The following is a 16,078-nucleotide window of genomic DNA, read 5'->3' on the forward strand; positions in this document are numbered from 1 at the left end:
TTTCATTATGTACACGATAAACTAGAAATTAATAGAAAGAGAATCTTTCAATTCCTGTAACAGTTCAGGGTGCTTCGCAATCGAAACATAGGTTTTTTCCTGATCTTCCTTTGACTTGTTCGATAAGTCCGTCTTCACTAACATGACTTGCCCATCTTCAAAGAAAAATACACTAAATTTGTTGTTTTCGTCCTTGAATAATTCAAAAAAATATGTGGTTTCTTCTAAGGTGGCCATGGAGTAATCTAGTAGTTCCGCTGCGTCATTATTCTTTTTCACTTCAATCTTATCCATTTTGTCAATGAAGGTCCTGATATCTTTCTGTTCTGTCATGACTTTATGATAGTCTTCAGGATCAAGACTGGGATCATTCTGATTTGAAAGTAGTGCGGAAAGCTTTTTATAGCTTTCTTGATTCGGTATGTCTAGCTTGACGGATTTCGTATTCTCTTCGGTTTTTTCGTCAGGCTGTTTTTTTTCTTCCGTTTTGTTCTCTGTCGTATTTTCGGTTTGTTCTTTAGTTACGGTTTCCTCATTTTCTGAAGCACAGGCACTTAAGAATAGAGAAAGGCCGATACAAAAGAAAATCATTTTAAACAATCTCATGGTTTAATCCCCTCCGGCTTATTATTCTACCATATAAAGGGTTATATTACATATTTATCTTATTTGGTGTTTAGGGAAAATAAAAAGGTAAGTGGAGGCGATCGATTTCCACTTACCTTTTTTCGTTCATAATTGGGACAAAGCTTTTTTGGCCGTCTTCACGTCGTTTTGGAGAAGCTGGTTGAAATCATAAGCTGGATAGAGATCTCTTTCATATAGATAGTTGAAAATTCTTGCGTGATTATCGATGGCCCCATTTAATTGCTTTTTAAAGACCTTCCGTAGTGAGGGGGTGGCCGTTTCAGTTATAGCAGTCGCATAATTTTTGATGGAGGATTTGGCTAGCCCGAGTAGATCCCCGGCAGCCATTGCCGATGCATCATCTCTTATTTCATCCCCTTGCATTATTTCTCCCATACGATCGTCCTCTTCCCGATTGGCATCAGGCGTTAACGGATAAAACTGCAACAACTCCATGATGTTTTGCGTAAGCGAATTGATCATGTGTTTGTAGTGTGTTTTTAAAACCGGGTCTTTTATTTCTGGATAGGCTTTTTTTAATTTCATAAGGGCATTGGACTGTGAAGCTACCAATTCATGAAGCTCAAGTGTTTCATGCCAAGCAAGATGTGAATGTGTGGGTGTCATGTTAATACCTCCTGAACATATTGTCTCGATACAGTATTCAAGAGGTGGGCATTTCGGAAGTTATCCCATTATTGAGAATATATCATTGGTATTGCTCCAACCTTGCAAAGAATTTTTTAACAAACTCGTAAAATACCTTTTCTGATGGGGCAAGTTCTCGATTTCTTGGAGAGATGATACCGACTGTCCGTTTGACTGAAGGTGTTTCAATGGGAATTTTGACGGTCATCCTCGGAACGATTTCATAGAAGGTGCTATCAGGCAGGAGGCTGACCCCGATTCCAGCGGACACAAGCCCTTTTATGGAATCCATGTCTTCCCCTTCCGAAGCGATGTTCGGCGTGAAGCCGGCCTGCTTACAAGCCTCGATGGCAAGGGTGTTCAAGACGTAACCTTTGGGGAACAGCACAAAAGGATCATTCCGCAGGTCGCTTAGGCGCAGGCTCTTTCTTTCAGCCAGCGGATGGGTGATGGGAAGTAGGGCAGACACGTTTTCGGTGAATAAGATATGGCCGTCGATATCAGGATCTTTCGTAGGGACCGGCCCTAGGAAGGCCAAACCGATTTCACGGTTTTTCACGGCATCCATTAAGTAGGAGTAGGAACCTTGTTTCAAATGAAATGAGATGTTCGGCTGTTCATCTTTAAAAGCGGAAATGACAGTCGGCAACAAATAGGTGGAGAGGCTTGTCGGGAACCCGATTTTGATCATCCCATGTTCCGGATCCAGGAATTCCTCGATTTGATATTTGGCATATTCGATGGATTTTATCGCCGTTTTGGCATGAACTAAAAATATTTTTCCGATGGGCGTTAATTGGATGTTCCGGCCGATTTTTTCGAATAACGTGACGCCGAGTTCTTCTTCCAGTCTAGCAATCTGGCGGCTGATGGCCGATTGGGCAATATGTAGGTGTTCGGCGGCTTCAGAGACGTGTTCCCTCTCCGCAACCTCGACGAAATAACGCAATTGACGTAGTTCCATTTACTCATCTCCTTCCACCTATCTCAAAGTGAGATAGATTTTGGCTTAATTATATATTGTTTATATTGATTTGAAAACCTAGAATAATATGTAAGTGACATAACGGTGTAAGAAATAAGAGGGGGGAAAACGTATGACATACAATCAATTACCAAAAGCACAAGGTCTTTACCGTCCGGAATTTGAACATGATGCATGTGGGATCGGTTTATACGCTCATTTAAAGGGGCTAGCTACACATGATATCGTCAAGCAAGGACTGCAGATGCTGTGCCAATTAGACCACCGCGGTGGACAAGGGAGCGATCCTCTAACAGGGGATGGAGCAGGATTGATGGTGCAAATTCCTGATAAGTATTTCAAGCTGACTTGCCCGGAAATGAATTTGCCGGCAAAAGGACGCTATGGTGTGGGCATGCTCTTTTTTTCCAACGATGATGCTGAACGAAATGAGATTGAAGCGCGTCTGAATTCATTAATCGAACAAGAGGGTCAAACGCTTCTAGGCTGGAGAACGGTTCCTGTGGATGCAGGTAAATTAGGGGACGTCGGCAAAGAAACATGCCCGACGATCCGACAGGTGTTCATCGGGGCAAGTGATGACGTTACAGAAGACTTGGCTTTCGAACGCAAATTATTCATCATCAGGAAACAGGCTGAAAACTGGGCAAGGGAACGTGGAAACCGTTTTTATTTTGCGAGTCTTTCCAGCGCGACGATCGTTTACAAGGGATTGCTGACACCGGAACAAGTCGATGCATTTTATCTTGATTTGCAGCATGAAGATTTTTTGTCCGCTTTCGCTTTAGTGCATTCCCGCTTTAGTACCAACACCTTCCCTAGCTGGGAACGGGCCCATCCAAACCGCTACTTGATCCATAATGGGGAGATCAATACGCTTCGGGGCAATGTTAACTGGATGAAAGCGCGTGAACAGCAGTTCGTCTCGGAAGCTTTCGGTGATGATTTACAAAAGGTCCTTCCTATCTTGGATACGGATGGAAGCGACTCATCCATTTTGGATAACGCCCTTGAATTCTTCGTCCTGGCAGGCCGCAAGCCGGCGCATGCAGCGATGATGCTGATTCCTGAACCATGGACGGAAAATCCGCATATGACCAAGGAAAAGAAAGCCTTTTACGAATACCACAGCATGTTGATGGAGCCTTGGGATGGTCCGACGGCGATTTCGTTCACGAATGGGAAACAAATCGGGGCGATCCTAGACCGTAACGGATTAAGACCTGCCCGTTATTATGTGACCAAAGATGACTACATCATTTTCTCCTCTGAAGTCGGGGTAATCGAAGTCGAGCCGGAAAATGTATTATATAAAGAGCGTTTAAGCCCAGGCAGGATGCTTTTACTTGATTTAGAGGAAGGCCGCATCATCTCGGATGAAGAAATCAAATCCGAAATGGCGAACGAACAACCGTATCAAAAGTGGCTGGACGAACAGATTGTGCAGTTGACGGACGAAGTTCAGCCGGTCGATGAGGAACCTCTATCCGATTTGGTTTTCCGTCAGAAAGCGTTCGGCTATACGTATGAAGACGTACAAAAATACTTGTTGCCGGTCATTAAGGAAGGAAAAGACCCACTTGGCTCGATGGGGAACGATATTCCGTTGGCGGTATTGGCCGATGGTCCGCAATCGCTTTTCAATTACTTCAAGCAATCCTTTGCCCAGGTGACCAACCCACCAATCGATTCGCTTCGTGAACAAATCGTTACGTCAACGATGACGTTTCTAGGGGCAGAAGGCGACTTACTGAATCCGAATGAAAAGAATAGCCATCGCATTCAATTGGATACACCGATATTGACGCCAGGCCATATGAATCAGCTTAAAGAAAATAACTACCCGGAATTCAAAAGTAGGGTCATCGAGACTTTATTTTCTGAAGATTTGGAACTTGAATTAAATCGAATATGCCGGGAAGCGGAACAAGCGATAACGGAAGGCGTCAGCCTCCTGATTTTATCCGATAAGAACATGAGCGAAGACCGTGCTGCGATTCCTCCATTATTGGCGGCCAGTGCCCTTCACCAAGAGCTTATTCGTCATGGGAACCGGACGAAGGTCAGCATCATCGTCGAAACCGGAGAGGCAAGGGAGGTCCATCACTTTGCGGCTTTGATTGGATATGGGGTGGATGCCATTTATCCGTATCTTGCTTTTGAAACGTATAAGCAGGCAGTCGCAGACGGCAGTTTAACGATCAGTTACGAGAAAACGGTCAGCAAATATGTGAAAGCCGTGACGGAAGGCATCGTCAAGATCATGTCGAAGATGGGAATTTCCACGGTCCAAAGTTACCGTGGTGCCCAAATTTTCGAAGCGGTCGGAATTAGTGCGAATGTGATTGAACGCTATTTCAGCGGTACGGCTTCACAGCTTAGCGGGATCGAGTTAGAGACCATTGCAGAAGAAGCATTGATCCGTCACCAACGGGCTGTCGTCGATCTTTCCAACCAGACGCTTGAAGCGGGCAGTGATTTTCAATATCGGGCAAATGGTCAGCATCATGCGTTCAACCCGAAAACGATTCATACGTTGCAATGGGCGTGCCGAAAAGGTGATTACAGCCTATTTAAGCAATATTCCCAGTTGGCGAATGAAGAGAGACTTGGATTCTTGCGGAATTTATTCTCATTCCATCAAAAGAACCAAAGTATCTCCATAGATGAAGTGGAATCCGTGGAATCCATCGTGCGCCGCTTCAAAACAGGGGCCATGTCATTTGGGTCGTTAAGTCAGGAAGCCCATGAAACCTTGGCGATTGCGATGAACCGTTTAGGCGGAAAAAGTAATAGTGGAGAAGGCGGGGAACATCCGAATCGGTATGAAATCGATGAAAACGGTGATAGCCGCCGCAGTGGAATCAAGCAGATTGCATCCGGTCGTTTTGGTGTGAAAAGCCATTATCTCGTGAATGCCGATGAGCTTCAAATTAAGATGGCACAAGGAGCGAAACCGGGTGAAGGCGGGCAATTGCCTGGGAATAAGGTATACCCTTGGGTGGCGGAAGTTCGTGGATCCACGCCAGGTGTCGGCCTGATTTCACCACCGCCCCATCATGATATTTATTCGATTGAAGATTTGGCGCAATTGATCCATGATTTGAAGAATGCCAATCGTGAGGCTAGGATCAGCGTCAAGCTGGTATCGAAAGCGGGAGTCGGTACGATTGCCGCAGGTGTTGCCAAAGGAGCTGCCGATGTGATCGTGATCAGCGGGTATGACGGTGGAACGGGTGCCTCGCCTAAAACGAGCATCAAGCATACTGGTCTTCCGTGGGAGCTAGGCCTTGCCGAAGCCCATCAGACCTTGATGCTGAACGGTCTACGTAGTCGAGTCGTCCTTGAAACGGACGGAAAGCTGATGACTGGCCGTGACGTGGTCATGGCGGCGATCCTTGGTGCCGAAGAGTTCGGTTTCGCAACCGCTCCACTAGTCGTACTTGGTTGTGTGATGATGCGCGCGTGCCACTTGGATACATGTCCAGTAGGTGTAGCTACACAAAACCCTGAGCTACGGAGCAAATTTGCCGGAGATCCGGATCATGTCGTGAATTTCATGCGTTTCATTGCAGAGGAAGTTCGTGAAACGATGGCTGAATTAGGGTTCAAAACGGTTGACGAAATGGTTGGCCGTACGGATGTTCTACAGGTGAGCCAGCGGGCCAAGGCTCATTGGAAAACGAAACACCTGGACTTATCGACCCTTCTTTTCCAACCGGAAGGAATCCGTACGTTCCAGCATCCGCAAAATCATAAAATCGAAGAATCCTTGGATGTCAGGGAAATCCTCCCTGCTGTACAGCCTGCCCTTGAGGACCAAACTCAAGTGGACGCAAGTTTCCCAATCACAAACGTGAATCGCGTGGTTGGAACGATCGTCGGCAGTGAAGTTTCCAAACGATATGGTGAGGAAGGACTGCCGGAAGATACGATCACCCTTCGCTTCACGGGATCAGCCGGTCAAAGCTTCGGTGCCTTCATACCGAAGGGGATGTCGATGTATTTGACAGGTGATGTCAATGACTATATCGGTAAAGGATTATCAGGAGGGAAATTGGTCGTCACATCTCCACCTGGAAATCAGATGGAAGCGGGCGATAATGTGATTGCCGGGAATATTGCCCTATATGGTGCCACAAGCGGGGAAGCATACATCAACGGACGTGCCGGTGAGCGTTTTGCGGTCCGGAATAGCGGCGTACATGTCGTCGTCGAGGGAATTGGCGACCATGGTTGCGAGTATATGACAGGCGGTCGTGTCGTGATTCTGGGGGATGTCGGGAAAAACTTTGCAGCCGGTATGTCAGGCGGTATTGCCTATGTACTTGCAGACGAAGTGGAAGCATTCAAAGCCTTGTGTAACCCAGAAATGATCGAATTCGAAACGCTTGACGACATAAAAGATAGTAATGAAGTAAAAGAATTGATTTCGAACCACCTGCATTATACAGAGAGTGCGAAAGCCTCCTATGTGCTGGAGAACTGGAACGATCTTGTGAAAAGGTTCGTTAAAGTCATTCCGAAGGATTACAAGCGGATGATGAATAGCATCGAGGAACATAAGCAAGCTGGTCTATCGAAAGAAGAAGCCTTCATGAGTGCGTTTCAGGCTAATGCGATCCAAGGTAAAAAATCCACCAAACAAGCTGTGATGCTGTAAGGAAGGGGAGAGTCAAATGGGAAAAGCAACAGGATTTATGGAATATCCGCGTGAAAAGCCAAGTGAACGGAATCCTCTAACAAGGTTAAGGGACTGGAGAGAATACTCCACTTCTTTCTCGGACGAAAAACTAAGCAGGCAGGGAGCACGGTGCATGGACTGTGCCACCCCTTTCTGTCATGTGGGCATGGAATTGAACCGGGTCACAACGGGTTGTCCGATTAACAATCTGATTCCGGAGTGGAATGATTTAGTGTACCGTGGCAGATGGAAGGAAGCGTTGGAGCGTTTAATGAAGACGAATAACTTCCCTGAGTTCACGGGCCGTGTCTGCCCGGCTCCTTGCGAAGGGTCGTGTACGGTAGCGATTAACGACCCGGCCGTTGCCATCAAAAGCATCGAACGCTCCATCATTGACAAGGGCTTCGAAAATGGCTGGATCACACCGCGCATTCCACAACAGCGGACCGGGAAGAAAATTGCCATCATCGGTTCCGGTCCTGCCGGATTGGCAAGTGCTGATCAGTTAAACCAAGCAGGCCATTCGGTAACGGTGTATGAGCGTTCTGACCGTGCCGGCGGTTTATTGACATATGGAATCCCGAACATGAAGCTGGAGAAAGATGTCGTCGCACGCCGGATCACTTTATTGAATCAAGAAGGCATCGATTTCGTCCTGAATACGGAAGTCGGGAAGGACATCACAAAAGAGGAACTGCAAAACCAATACGATGCCGTCATCCTCTGCACAGGTGCCCAGAAGCAACGCGAACTGGATATCGAAGGCCGTGAAGCAAAAGGCATTCACCTAGCGATGGATTACTTAACAACGGCGACGAAAAGCTTATTGGACTCCAACTTCGAAGATGGCAAGTTTTTAAATACGAAGGGTAAGGATGTCATCGTCATCGGTGGCGGCGATACAGGCTCCGATTGCGTTGCGACGGCCCTTCGCCAAGGATGTAACAGTGTCGTGCAATTCGGGAAACACCCAATCCTGCCGACTGCTCGTACGTCGGATAACATGTGGCCAGCCTATCCAAACGTATTTTCACTTGAGTATGCGTACGAAGAAGCGGAAGCGAAATTTGGCTCCGATCCACGTCAATACTCGATTCAAACGAAAAAGATCGTGGCTGATGAACAAGGCAACGTAAAGGAACTTCATACGATCCAAATGGAAAAAATTAAAGGGGAAGATGGCATCTATCTCTTTAAAGAAATTCCGGGCACGGAGAAAGTATGGCCGGCCCAATTCGTCTTCATTGCCATCGGATTCGAAGGAACAGAGCAACCGCTCCTCACTCAATTCGGGGTGGATACGGTCAATCAAAAGATCGATGCCGCCTATGGTGACTATAGAACGAATGTCGAAGGCGTTTTTGCTGCCGGAGATGCGAGAAGAGGGCAAAGCCTAATCGTCTGGGCCATCAATGAAGGCCGTGAAGTAGCGAGGGAAGTGAACAGCTACTTGATGGGTGCCACGGTATTGGCGTAAGAAGTGCGGTTTCTAGCACTTCTTTTAGACTGTAGCCACACTTGATGAAAAATGTGTTTGTTTATATGTGGTTTGTACAATGTGGACGTTGATTTCCACTTCAAGCACTCGCTTTCCGCGGGCGGTCGGGGAGCCTCCTCGGCTTCGCCTGCGGTGTCCCTCCTAGACGCGCATTTCCCGCAGGAGTCTCGTACCTTCCGTTCCAATCGACTTTGCATTATCATCAAGTAAAATCTATATATTCGAAGCGTAAAGAAACGATTGAGTATGTTTCGCGGGCAAAAGAGTATGGATTGGATTACTTTAAGGGACTTTTAAAAAAACAGGCGATGTTCTTTTGTCGATAAACTGTAAGAAGTGCTGTTTCTAGCACTTCTTTTTTTTAGGTTTTTTTTCTTTAATCTTAATGTACAGGTTTTATAAGGTCATTTAGTCTACTCATCTATAAGGCTGTTAACTATTTTTCGCTTAACTATATAGTAAAATTACAAAATGAACCTAAAATATGGTGATTTTTAAAAAAAGTTGTAACGAAACATGTAACCGAGGTATTAATACTAGGAAAGGCAAGAGAGAGAGGGCGTTATGAAGAAGCTTGAAGAAGAATACGAAGAAATCCAACCAAAAATTTATGCGTTTTTTTATGCCAAGACAGGAAATCAGGCAACTGCTCAAGATCTTTGCCACGACACCTTTTATGAGGCGTGTAAAAACATCGCATCATATAATGGCGATTCCACCTTATCAACTTGGATGTTTTCGATTGCAAATAATCTATTGAAGAAGTATTACCGCAAAAACAAATATCAGCTTGATTTAATGCAAAAACTTTCCATGGTGCCGGAAACGGAAATCCATTCATTAGAAGAGCTAGCAGAAATTAAGGAGGATACGAAAAATCTTTTGCATCATATTTCAAAATTGGAGGATTCAGAGAGGGAGATCGTACTACTGCGTATATACGGGGAGCTGAGTTTTGCAGATATTGGCGCATTAATCGGGAAATCTGAAAATTATGCGCGAGTATCCTTTCACCGCTTGAAATTGAGAATTCAAAAAACAATGGAGGAGACTTTATGAACACAAAATGTTCGGTGACGCAAGATTTACTACCTTTATACGAAGAGGAATTATTGCAACGGGAAACTCAACGGTTTGTTGAGGAACATTTGCAAAGCTGCCAAGAATGTCGGCAGATAGCAGAACAATCACAGATTCCATTGCCCGCGGAAGTAATACCGGGCGGTGCTTCTAAAAAAATGATGCGGAATATAACCTTGAAATTGACGACAATACAGATTTTCTTTGTAGCCATTGCCTTTATATTGGCAATGAGTACGACCATTATGAATGACAATAGTGGCTTTATTCTGACCTACGCCATTTTAGGTACGGTCACGTATCTGTTCTACCGATCAGTCCTCATTGCCATCCTGCTTGCGGGTGTACCGAATTTCATATGGAATTGCCTGTTATATATGACGGATTGGTTCGGTGAGTTTTATGCTCAAAGTTTTTCGGAAGCTCTTCTGATAGCACTGACTTCCTTAATTGTCCACCTGCTGTTAACTTTTGTAGGAATCATCATCGGCTTTTGCATTCTTAAAGTAAGAGAGGAGCATTAATTATGAAAAAGAAAATGATATACAGTGTGATTGCAATTTTATTAATTGCCGCCATAGTGTTCGCTTATATGCAAATGAGCGGAAATAAAACTGGTAAGTATAAAGCTAAGGAGAGCCTGGAGGAATTTTTAGAACAGACCTATCCCGACATGGACTATGAAATCAAGCGGTCGGTAGGGTATGGATGGACCGATGAAACGTATGAGTTCAATGTAGTGGTAAAGAATTCAAAAGCAGTTGAAACCACCTACCGGTTCTATGTCTCCGGCATCGAACCATATGAAGTGTATAGTGATACAATCCATGAATCCAAGATAGAGAAAGACGCATCCGAAAAGCTAAGTGCTGAGGCAGAACAGTATATTCTAACGCTCCTCCAGGAAAAAATCCCGCAAGTCGATTCTGTGGATACCGATGTGGAAGTATACAACGAAGTTACCGAGGAATGGACGCCGCAGATGAAAACGCCAAAGCCCCTTCACATTATGCTGGAAATGGAAAAAGGCGATGTAACAAAAGAACAGATGGTGCAGCAGTGCAAGATGATACAGGAGCTATTGAATGACGAATCGATCGATTATGATACTACCGAGGTGGGATATCGAAGTATGGTGAACGGAGAAGAAAATTATGAGTATGTTAGTTTTACTCCAGGCAAGGAATTGACCATAAATGATTTGAATTAAAAACGAATAAGCCTTTCACTTAAATAATTTCTATGGACCGCATCGTTTGTTAGCCGTAACTGCCAAGTTCGGTGTAGATTGATAAGTCAGGTGTGTCTAGAGCTAGTCGTTTTTTAGAAAAGGGGAATGCTGTATGATGACCTATCCTTTACAAGAATCCGATTATCCAGTAATCGAGGCTGCAAGGGAAAAGATCAAAGCGCTGTACGAGGAAGATAAGCACCATGTAGGGGCAGCGTTGAAGACAAAGTCGGGTAAAATTGTAGCTGCGGTACATATGGAAGCATATGTCGGCCGTATCACGGTGTGTGCTGAAGCCGTTGCGATTGGAAAGGCGATATCGGAAGGGGAAAAAGAGTTTGATACGATCGTGGCTGTGAAGCATCCCTATTCCGATGAAATCAATAGTGAGTTGAAGGTGGTCAGTCCTTGTGGGATGTGCCGGGAACTGATCTCGGATTATGCAGAGGATTGTTTTGTGATCATAGAGGTGGACGGGGAAACGGTTAAAACGAAAATCAGCGAGTTGATCCCTCTGAAATATACGAGGGGTTCGTAAAACAAGAGGCACATGCAAAAGGCAATCCTTCCTACCGAAGGGTTGCCTTTATTCCTTTATTTGATCCGCGAAATGAAGTCATCCAATTTATCCAATGTGGTGATATTCTGATTGCATTTCATACTATCGTTACAAATATAGTTTCCTTTTTTTATGAATGTGCCTTGAACGGTTCCTTTTGTTTCAGACATGAACATCCCGACTTTCTCAAAGCGGCTACATATCGCGCAAATCCCTTTTTTATGAGAAGGTTTGAATGTCCCATGCAGTCCAACCAGCTTATTATGCCGGGGGGCGATGATGAATTTCTTTCCTGAGCCAGTATCGTCCCATCCCAAGTAAGAAATCTCTCTTAAATCGATGGTTTCCATTTTGGGGGCCTTTAATTTCTTCGCCTTGGGAAATAACTTCTTGACCGTTTGCTCCGTTACTTCTTTAAAAGGGATGACATAGGGTTTGAGTTCCAAGAGAAAGGCTTCAGCATGGGCAGGATCCTTGATGGTGTCGATGGGGTCCAGAAGTTGCTTGTGCCTGTCATCCAGTTCATTGAATAATTTAAGCACTCTTTCTTTTGCAACGGACTTGACTGTATGAACGACATCTTTATCGTTGGCCGTTGCGTGTCCATTTATCAGTATCTGCGTTTGTAATGTAATGAAGTTATATTGTTCACTTTTGATAAAGGGTTCCATTTCCCCACTCCTGTTCATGTTCCTGTTGCTTTCATTTTACAGAATCCGCTTTTTGAATGAAAGGTGGAAAATGTTTAGGAAACAAATTTGGCATAGAAATAGCACTGATCTCTTTCATCAGTGCTGCGAGACAAGCTCTATTTGGAATAAATGATTTTTTTTATGGTTTCCGTTGAGAGAAAATGTTCTTCTGCTAATTGATGGATAGAGGTCCCGGTTTTAAAGGCATATTTAATCGAGGCATTTCGTTCATCGATCAATTTCCGGGATCCAGAACGTGTTCCCCATTTATGATGCGTTTGATCAGGTTTGGGAATATAGATGGTTTCCCCTTGCACATACTTTTGAATTTCCTGAATCAATGCCTCGGGTAAAACGGCTGTTGCTTTTACATACGTCATTTCTGCCAGCTCCTTATTTTTTGTTGCGAATGAAATAAGGGGCAAAGCCTGTTTATTAGAAATGATAAAAGATGGGCGATGTTCGTTTATTTTATTTCCACCCCATGCAAAGTATCGCCTCCACTATCAGGCTTTGCATGAGATGCTGCAGAAGGTGGCAAAACACATATCATTGCCATCATTACACCTCCTTATCGAATTCCCTTTATTATAAAATATCTCAAGCGCATTGCAAGGAAATTCCATTTTTGTCCTGGCGGTATGCGGATTGTTTGCTGTTGTTCTCTGTTCATGAAATAATTGGGTGAGAAAACCAATTATCCAGTATGGGGGCTGATTTTATATGAAAGTATTCGTAGTTGGAGCAAATGGGCAGATCGGGAAAAAGGTAGTTACGTTATTGAAAGAAAGTGAACATAGTGTACGGGCCATGATTCGAAAAGAGGAACAGAAGAAATCATTTGAACAAATCGGAGTCGAATCAGTGGTCGTCAGCTTGACGGGAACGGTGGAAGAGATTTCAGAAGCGGCGAAAGGGTGCGACGCCATCGTGTTTGCAGCAGGTTCCGGGGGCAACACAGGGGCTGATCAAACCTTATTGGTAGATCTTGACGGCGCAGTCAAGACAATCGAAGCGGCTGAAAATTTACAGGTGAAGCGGTTTATCATGGTCAGCGCTTTTCAGGCAAACAACCGGGAAAACTGGAGCGAAGCCATTAAACCGTATTATGTGGCCAAGCACTATGCCGATCGAGCACTGTTGCATAGCGATCTAACGTATACAATCATCCGGCCGGGCGGTCTCGTGAACGAACCGGGAACAGGCCAGGTGACGGCTGCCGAGAAACTGGAAAGGGGCACGATCCCGCGGGAGGATGTGGCCAAGACAATTGTGGCTGCCTTAACCGAGGAACATACCTATAACCGTTCCTTTGATTTGATTGCAGGGGAAACTCCAATTGCTGAAGCGTTGAATTCCATATAAGATAGGAAGAACGAATGAGCAGGGCCATCCTAAATGGATGGCCCTGCTTTTGCATTTATCAGGCCAGCTCTGGTTAACCAAACAAAAACATTATCGGCTACTGAAATAACGTTATTTTAGTCTTCAGAGTTCTTTTTCCTTGTATCGAAAGACCCACTATCATGCATGAAACTATTTTTATTTAGATAATAAGAAGCACTAAAATGATTTTTCGGAATAATTACTAAAATAGTTTTTGACAAACGTACCACTGCATTTTATAGTTAGGAGTGTTGTGTTGTGAGTTTGTACGAATCGGTACTTTGAATCGCAGACACTTCTCTTATCTAATGATTAGGAGAATTAGAACATTGGAGGTTTCGTAATGTCACAGAAAGCACCACTTTCTTTTACATTGGTTACAGGTTTAATGCTATTTGCTTTGTTTTTTGGGGCAGGTAATTTGATTTTTCCTGCCATGCTTGGTCAATCCTCTGGGACCAACTTATGGTCGGCTAACCTTGGATTCATCCTTACCGGAGTTGGATTGCCTTTTATCGGAATCCTGGCATTTGGTATTTCAGGTAAAAATGATGTGCAGTCACTGGTAAGCCGGGCGCATCCTATGTTCGGTTTGATTTTCACAATCGTTCTTTATCTATCGCTTGGACCATTATTCGCTCTTCCGCGAACCGGAAGCGTATCTTATGAAATAGGAATTAAGCCATTCCTTCCCGATGGAGTCGGTTTTTTACCTTTGTTGGTCTTCACCATCATCTACTTTGGCGTTGCTTGTCTCTTATCTATTAATCCCTCAAAAGTTTTGGATATTGTCGGAAAAATATTAACTCCATTATTATTAATTTTCATTGCCATCCTGATCATTGTGGCGATCATAAACCCAATGGGGGACATTCAAGCTCCTATAGCAGACTATTCTGATAATTCATTCTTTAAAGGGTTCAAAGAGGGCTATTTAACAATGGATACCCTGGCATCCTTTGCTTTTGGTATCATTGTGATCAATACCATCAAGGATAGGGGCATCACTTCCAAGAAGGAAATTCTGAAGTTCTGTACTAAAGCCGGTTTGATTGCCGCCTTCCTGTTAATGATCGTTTATACGTCATTAACATATGTAGGGGCAACTAGTGTGGAATTGCTTGGCCAGTTAGGGAATGGCGGAGACGTTCTTGCCCAAGTATCGAACCACTTTTTCGGTTCTGGAGGTGCCGTGTTATTAGGCCTGATTGTGATTGCCGCTTGTTTAACGACGAGCATCGGCCTGATTACGGCATGTTCTACTTACTTTAACAAGTTGTGGCCATCTGTATCCTATAAAATTTATGTGGTCATTTTTTCTGCATTCAGTGCAGCGGTGGCCAATGTAGGCCTAAGCAACTTAATCGAGTATACGGTGCCGGTATTGACGGCGCTCTATCCAGTAGCCATCGTCATCATCGCGTTGACATTTTTACATCCCCTTTTCAAAGGGAGATCGGAAGTGTATTTGGGAAGTCTTTTCCTTACCGTGATTTTCGGGATTTATGATGGACTCATTGCTTTCGGGATACCAAAGAACCCGGTTACTGAATTTTTGACTGAGAACCTGCCATTATTTAATGTAGGGGTAGGTTGGGTTATTCCTGCCATCGTTGGTGGGATAATCGGCTATATCGTAAGCCTGATAAAAGGGCAACCGGTAACGAATTAGAATGTAAGGCTAAAAATGATACGATTATGAATGAAAGGAGCTGTCTTTTTTGACGGCTCCTTTTTGATTAAATGCAGATGTTTGTCTTTACTGGAAAAGAACTTTAGAATGAGGAAAAAGGAGTGGAGTGAGATCGTGATGAATACGTTGCCAGAAAAAATAGCGAATATTTTACATACGAATAAGAAAAAACCTGTTCAATTTCAGGAGCTGATTTCCAAAGGTGGATATTTGCCACCCGAGATGGATTTGATGGTCGATGCGATTTCAGCGTTGAGCATGGGGAAAAACATTTTGTTAAAAGGTCCCACAGGGGCAGGGAAGACGAAGTTTGCGGAGACGTTATCCCATTTATTCAACCAGCCGATGTTCAGCGTCAACTGTTCGGTCGATTTGGATGCTGAGAGCTTGTTGGGCTTCAAGACTTTATCCTATAACGAGGGCAAACAGGAGATTGAATTCGTTCCGGGACCCGTGACAAATGCGATGAATCACGGAACTTTTCTCTATATTGATGAAATCAACATGGCGAAGCCTGAAACGTTGCCGTTGATCAATGGGGTGCTTGATTATAGAAGGACGATCACGAATCCATTTACGAATGAAATCGTCACGGCAAAAGAGGACTTCAATGTGATTGCGGCCATCAATGAAGGCTATGTCGGTACAGTGCCGTTGAATGAAGCGCTGAAAAACCGGTTCATCGTGATTGAGGTTCCCTATATTGAAGGAGAGCAGCTTAAGCAATTGATCGAAGCCAATACGAAACTGAAGGATGCACGGACCATTGAGCTGTTCGTCAAGCTATCGGGTGATTTGATTCATGCCGTGAATCAAGGGAAAGTGGCTGAGGATGCAGCATCGATCCGGGCACTGCTTGATGCGTGTGATCTCAGCGTACTGATCCCACCTAAGCGGGCGATTCTTCGTTCAATCGTGGATAAGCTTGATGAGGAACGGGAGCGGGAATTTGTGAAGAACTTGGCCGACACATTATTCTAACTAGGAGAATGCCG

14 protein-coding genes are annotated in these 16,078 nt (G+C 44.4%); 9 read left to right on the top strand and 5 right to left on the bottom strand.

Features of this window, described 5'->3' with window-relative positions:
• Positions 1–21 precede the first annotated feature (21 nt).
• The 3 genes from ACQKL6_RS11085 to ACQKL6_RS11095 form a co-directional block, all read right to left on the bottom strand.
• Entirely contained in the window at positions 22–606 is a 585-nt protein-coding gene (locus ACQKL6_RS11085; RefSeq protein WP_427651076.1) for a hypothetical protein, read from the bottom strand.
• A 126-nt stretch (positions 607–732) separates the two neighbouring features.
• Complete coding sequence (locus tag ACQKL6_RS11090) at positions 733–1,254, bottom strand: spore coat protein (RefSeq protein WP_402987301.1); 522 nt, start codon at positions 1,252–1,254, stop codon at positions 733–735.
• A gap of 82 nt (positions 1,255–1,336) precedes the next feature.
• On the bottom strand, positions 1,337–2,239 hold the full coding sequence (locus ACQKL6_RS11095) for a LysR family transcriptional regulator (protein ID WP_402957059.1): 903 nt from the start codon (positions 2,237–2,239) through the stop codon (positions 1,337–1,339).
• A 133-nt stretch (positions 2,240–2,372) separates the two neighbouring features.
• Here ACQKL6_RS11095 and gltB point away from each other — a divergent pair, with 133 nt between their 5' ends.
• From gltB to ACQKL6_RS11125, 6 genes are all read left to right on the top strand, one after another.
• Complete coding sequence (gene gltB / locus ACQKL6_RS11100) at positions 2,373–6,923, top strand: glutamate synthase large subunit (RefSeq protein ID WP_427651077.1); 4,551 nt, start codon at positions 2,373–2,375, stop codon at positions 6,921–6,923.
• A 16-nt stretch (positions 6,924–6,939) separates the two neighbouring features.
• Positions 6,940–8,421 (top strand): glutamate synthase small subunit, encoded by a 1,482-nt coding sequence (gene gltD, locus ACQKL6_RS11105; RefSeq protein ID WP_427651078.1) that lies wholly within the window; start codon positions 6,940–6,942, stop codon positions 8,419–8,421.
• A gap of 585 nt (positions 8,422–9,006) precedes the next feature.
• Positions 9,007–9,501, top strand: a complete 495-nt coding sequence (locus ACQKL6_RS11110; RefSeq protein ID WP_402875070.1) for an RNA polymerase sigma factor — start codon at positions 9,007–9,009, stop codon at positions 9,499–9,501.
• Complete coding sequence (locus ACQKL6_RS11115; RefSeq protein ID WP_427651079.1) at positions 9,498–10,046, top strand: zf-HC2 domain-containing protein; 549 nt, start codon at positions 9,498–9,500, stop codon at positions 10,044–10,046. The genes ACQKL6_RS11110 and ACQKL6_RS11115 overlap by 4 nt, the downstream gene beginning before the upstream one ends.
• Before the next feature lie 2 nt (positions 10,047–10,048).
• Positions 10,049–10,732: a hypothetical protein gene (locus tag ACQKL6_RS11120; protein WP_427651080.1), complete on the top strand. Its 684-nt coding sequence runs from the start codon at positions 10,049–10,051 to the stop codon at positions 10,730–10,732.
• 133 nt (positions 10,733–10,865) lie between these two features.
• Positions 10,866–11,291, top strand: a complete 426-nt coding sequence (locus tag ACQKL6_RS11125; RefSeq protein ID WP_427651081.1) for a cytidine deaminase — start codon at positions 10,866–10,868, stop codon at positions 11,289–11,291.
• A 56-nt stretch (positions 11,292–11,347) separates the two neighbouring features.
• On the opposite strand, the gene ACQKL6_RS11130 is transcribed toward ACQKL6_RS11125, so the two are convergent.
• The gene (locus ACQKL6_RS11130) at positions 11,348–11,983 is read right to left on the bottom strand and encodes a FusB/FusC family EF-G-binding protein (protein WP_427651082.1); all 636 of its coding nucleotides are present in this window, start codon (positions 11,981–11,983) and stop codon (positions 11,348–11,350) included.
• Positions 11,984–12,120: 137 nt separating this feature from the next.
• The gene (locus ACQKL6_RS11135; protein WP_427651083.1) at positions 12,121–12,384 is read right to left on the bottom strand and encodes a CD3324 family protein; all 264 of its coding nucleotides are present in this window, start codon (positions 12,382–12,384) and stop codon (positions 12,121–12,123) included.
• Positions 12,385–12,727: 343 nt separating this feature from the next.
• Here ACQKL6_RS11135 and ACQKL6_RS11140 point away from each other — a divergent pair, with 343 nt between their 5' ends.
• The 3 genes from ACQKL6_RS11140 to ACQKL6_RS11150 all read left to right on the top strand — a co-directional run bounded on the left by ACQKL6_RS11140 (position 12,728) and on the right by ACQKL6_RS11150 (position 16,064).
• A complete protein-coding gene (locus ACQKL6_RS11140) occupies positions 12,728–13,369 on the top strand; it encodes an SDR family oxidoreductase (protein WP_427651084.1) in 642 nt (213 codons plus the stop codon).
• 364 nt (positions 13,370–13,733) lie between these two features.
• Positions 13,734–15,062, top strand: a complete 1,329-nt coding sequence (gene brnQ / locus ACQKL6_RS11145; RefSeq protein ID WP_427651085.1) for a branched-chain amino acid transport system II carrier protein — start codon at positions 13,734–13,736, stop codon at positions 15,060–15,062.
• 138 nt (positions 15,063–15,200) lie between these two features.
• Positions 15,201–16,064: an AAA family ATPase gene (locus ACQKL6_RS11150; RefSeq protein WP_427651086.1), complete on the top strand. Its 864-nt coding sequence runs from the start codon at positions 15,201–15,203 to the stop codon at positions 16,062–16,064.
• The last annotated feature ends 14 nt before the right edge of the window (positions 16,065–16,078 follow it).

Origin of the sequence: Peribacillus sp. NPDC097197 (assembly GCF_050278025.1) — a bacterium.
GTDB lineage: Bacteria > Bacillota > Bacilli > Bacillales > DSM-1321 > Peribacillus.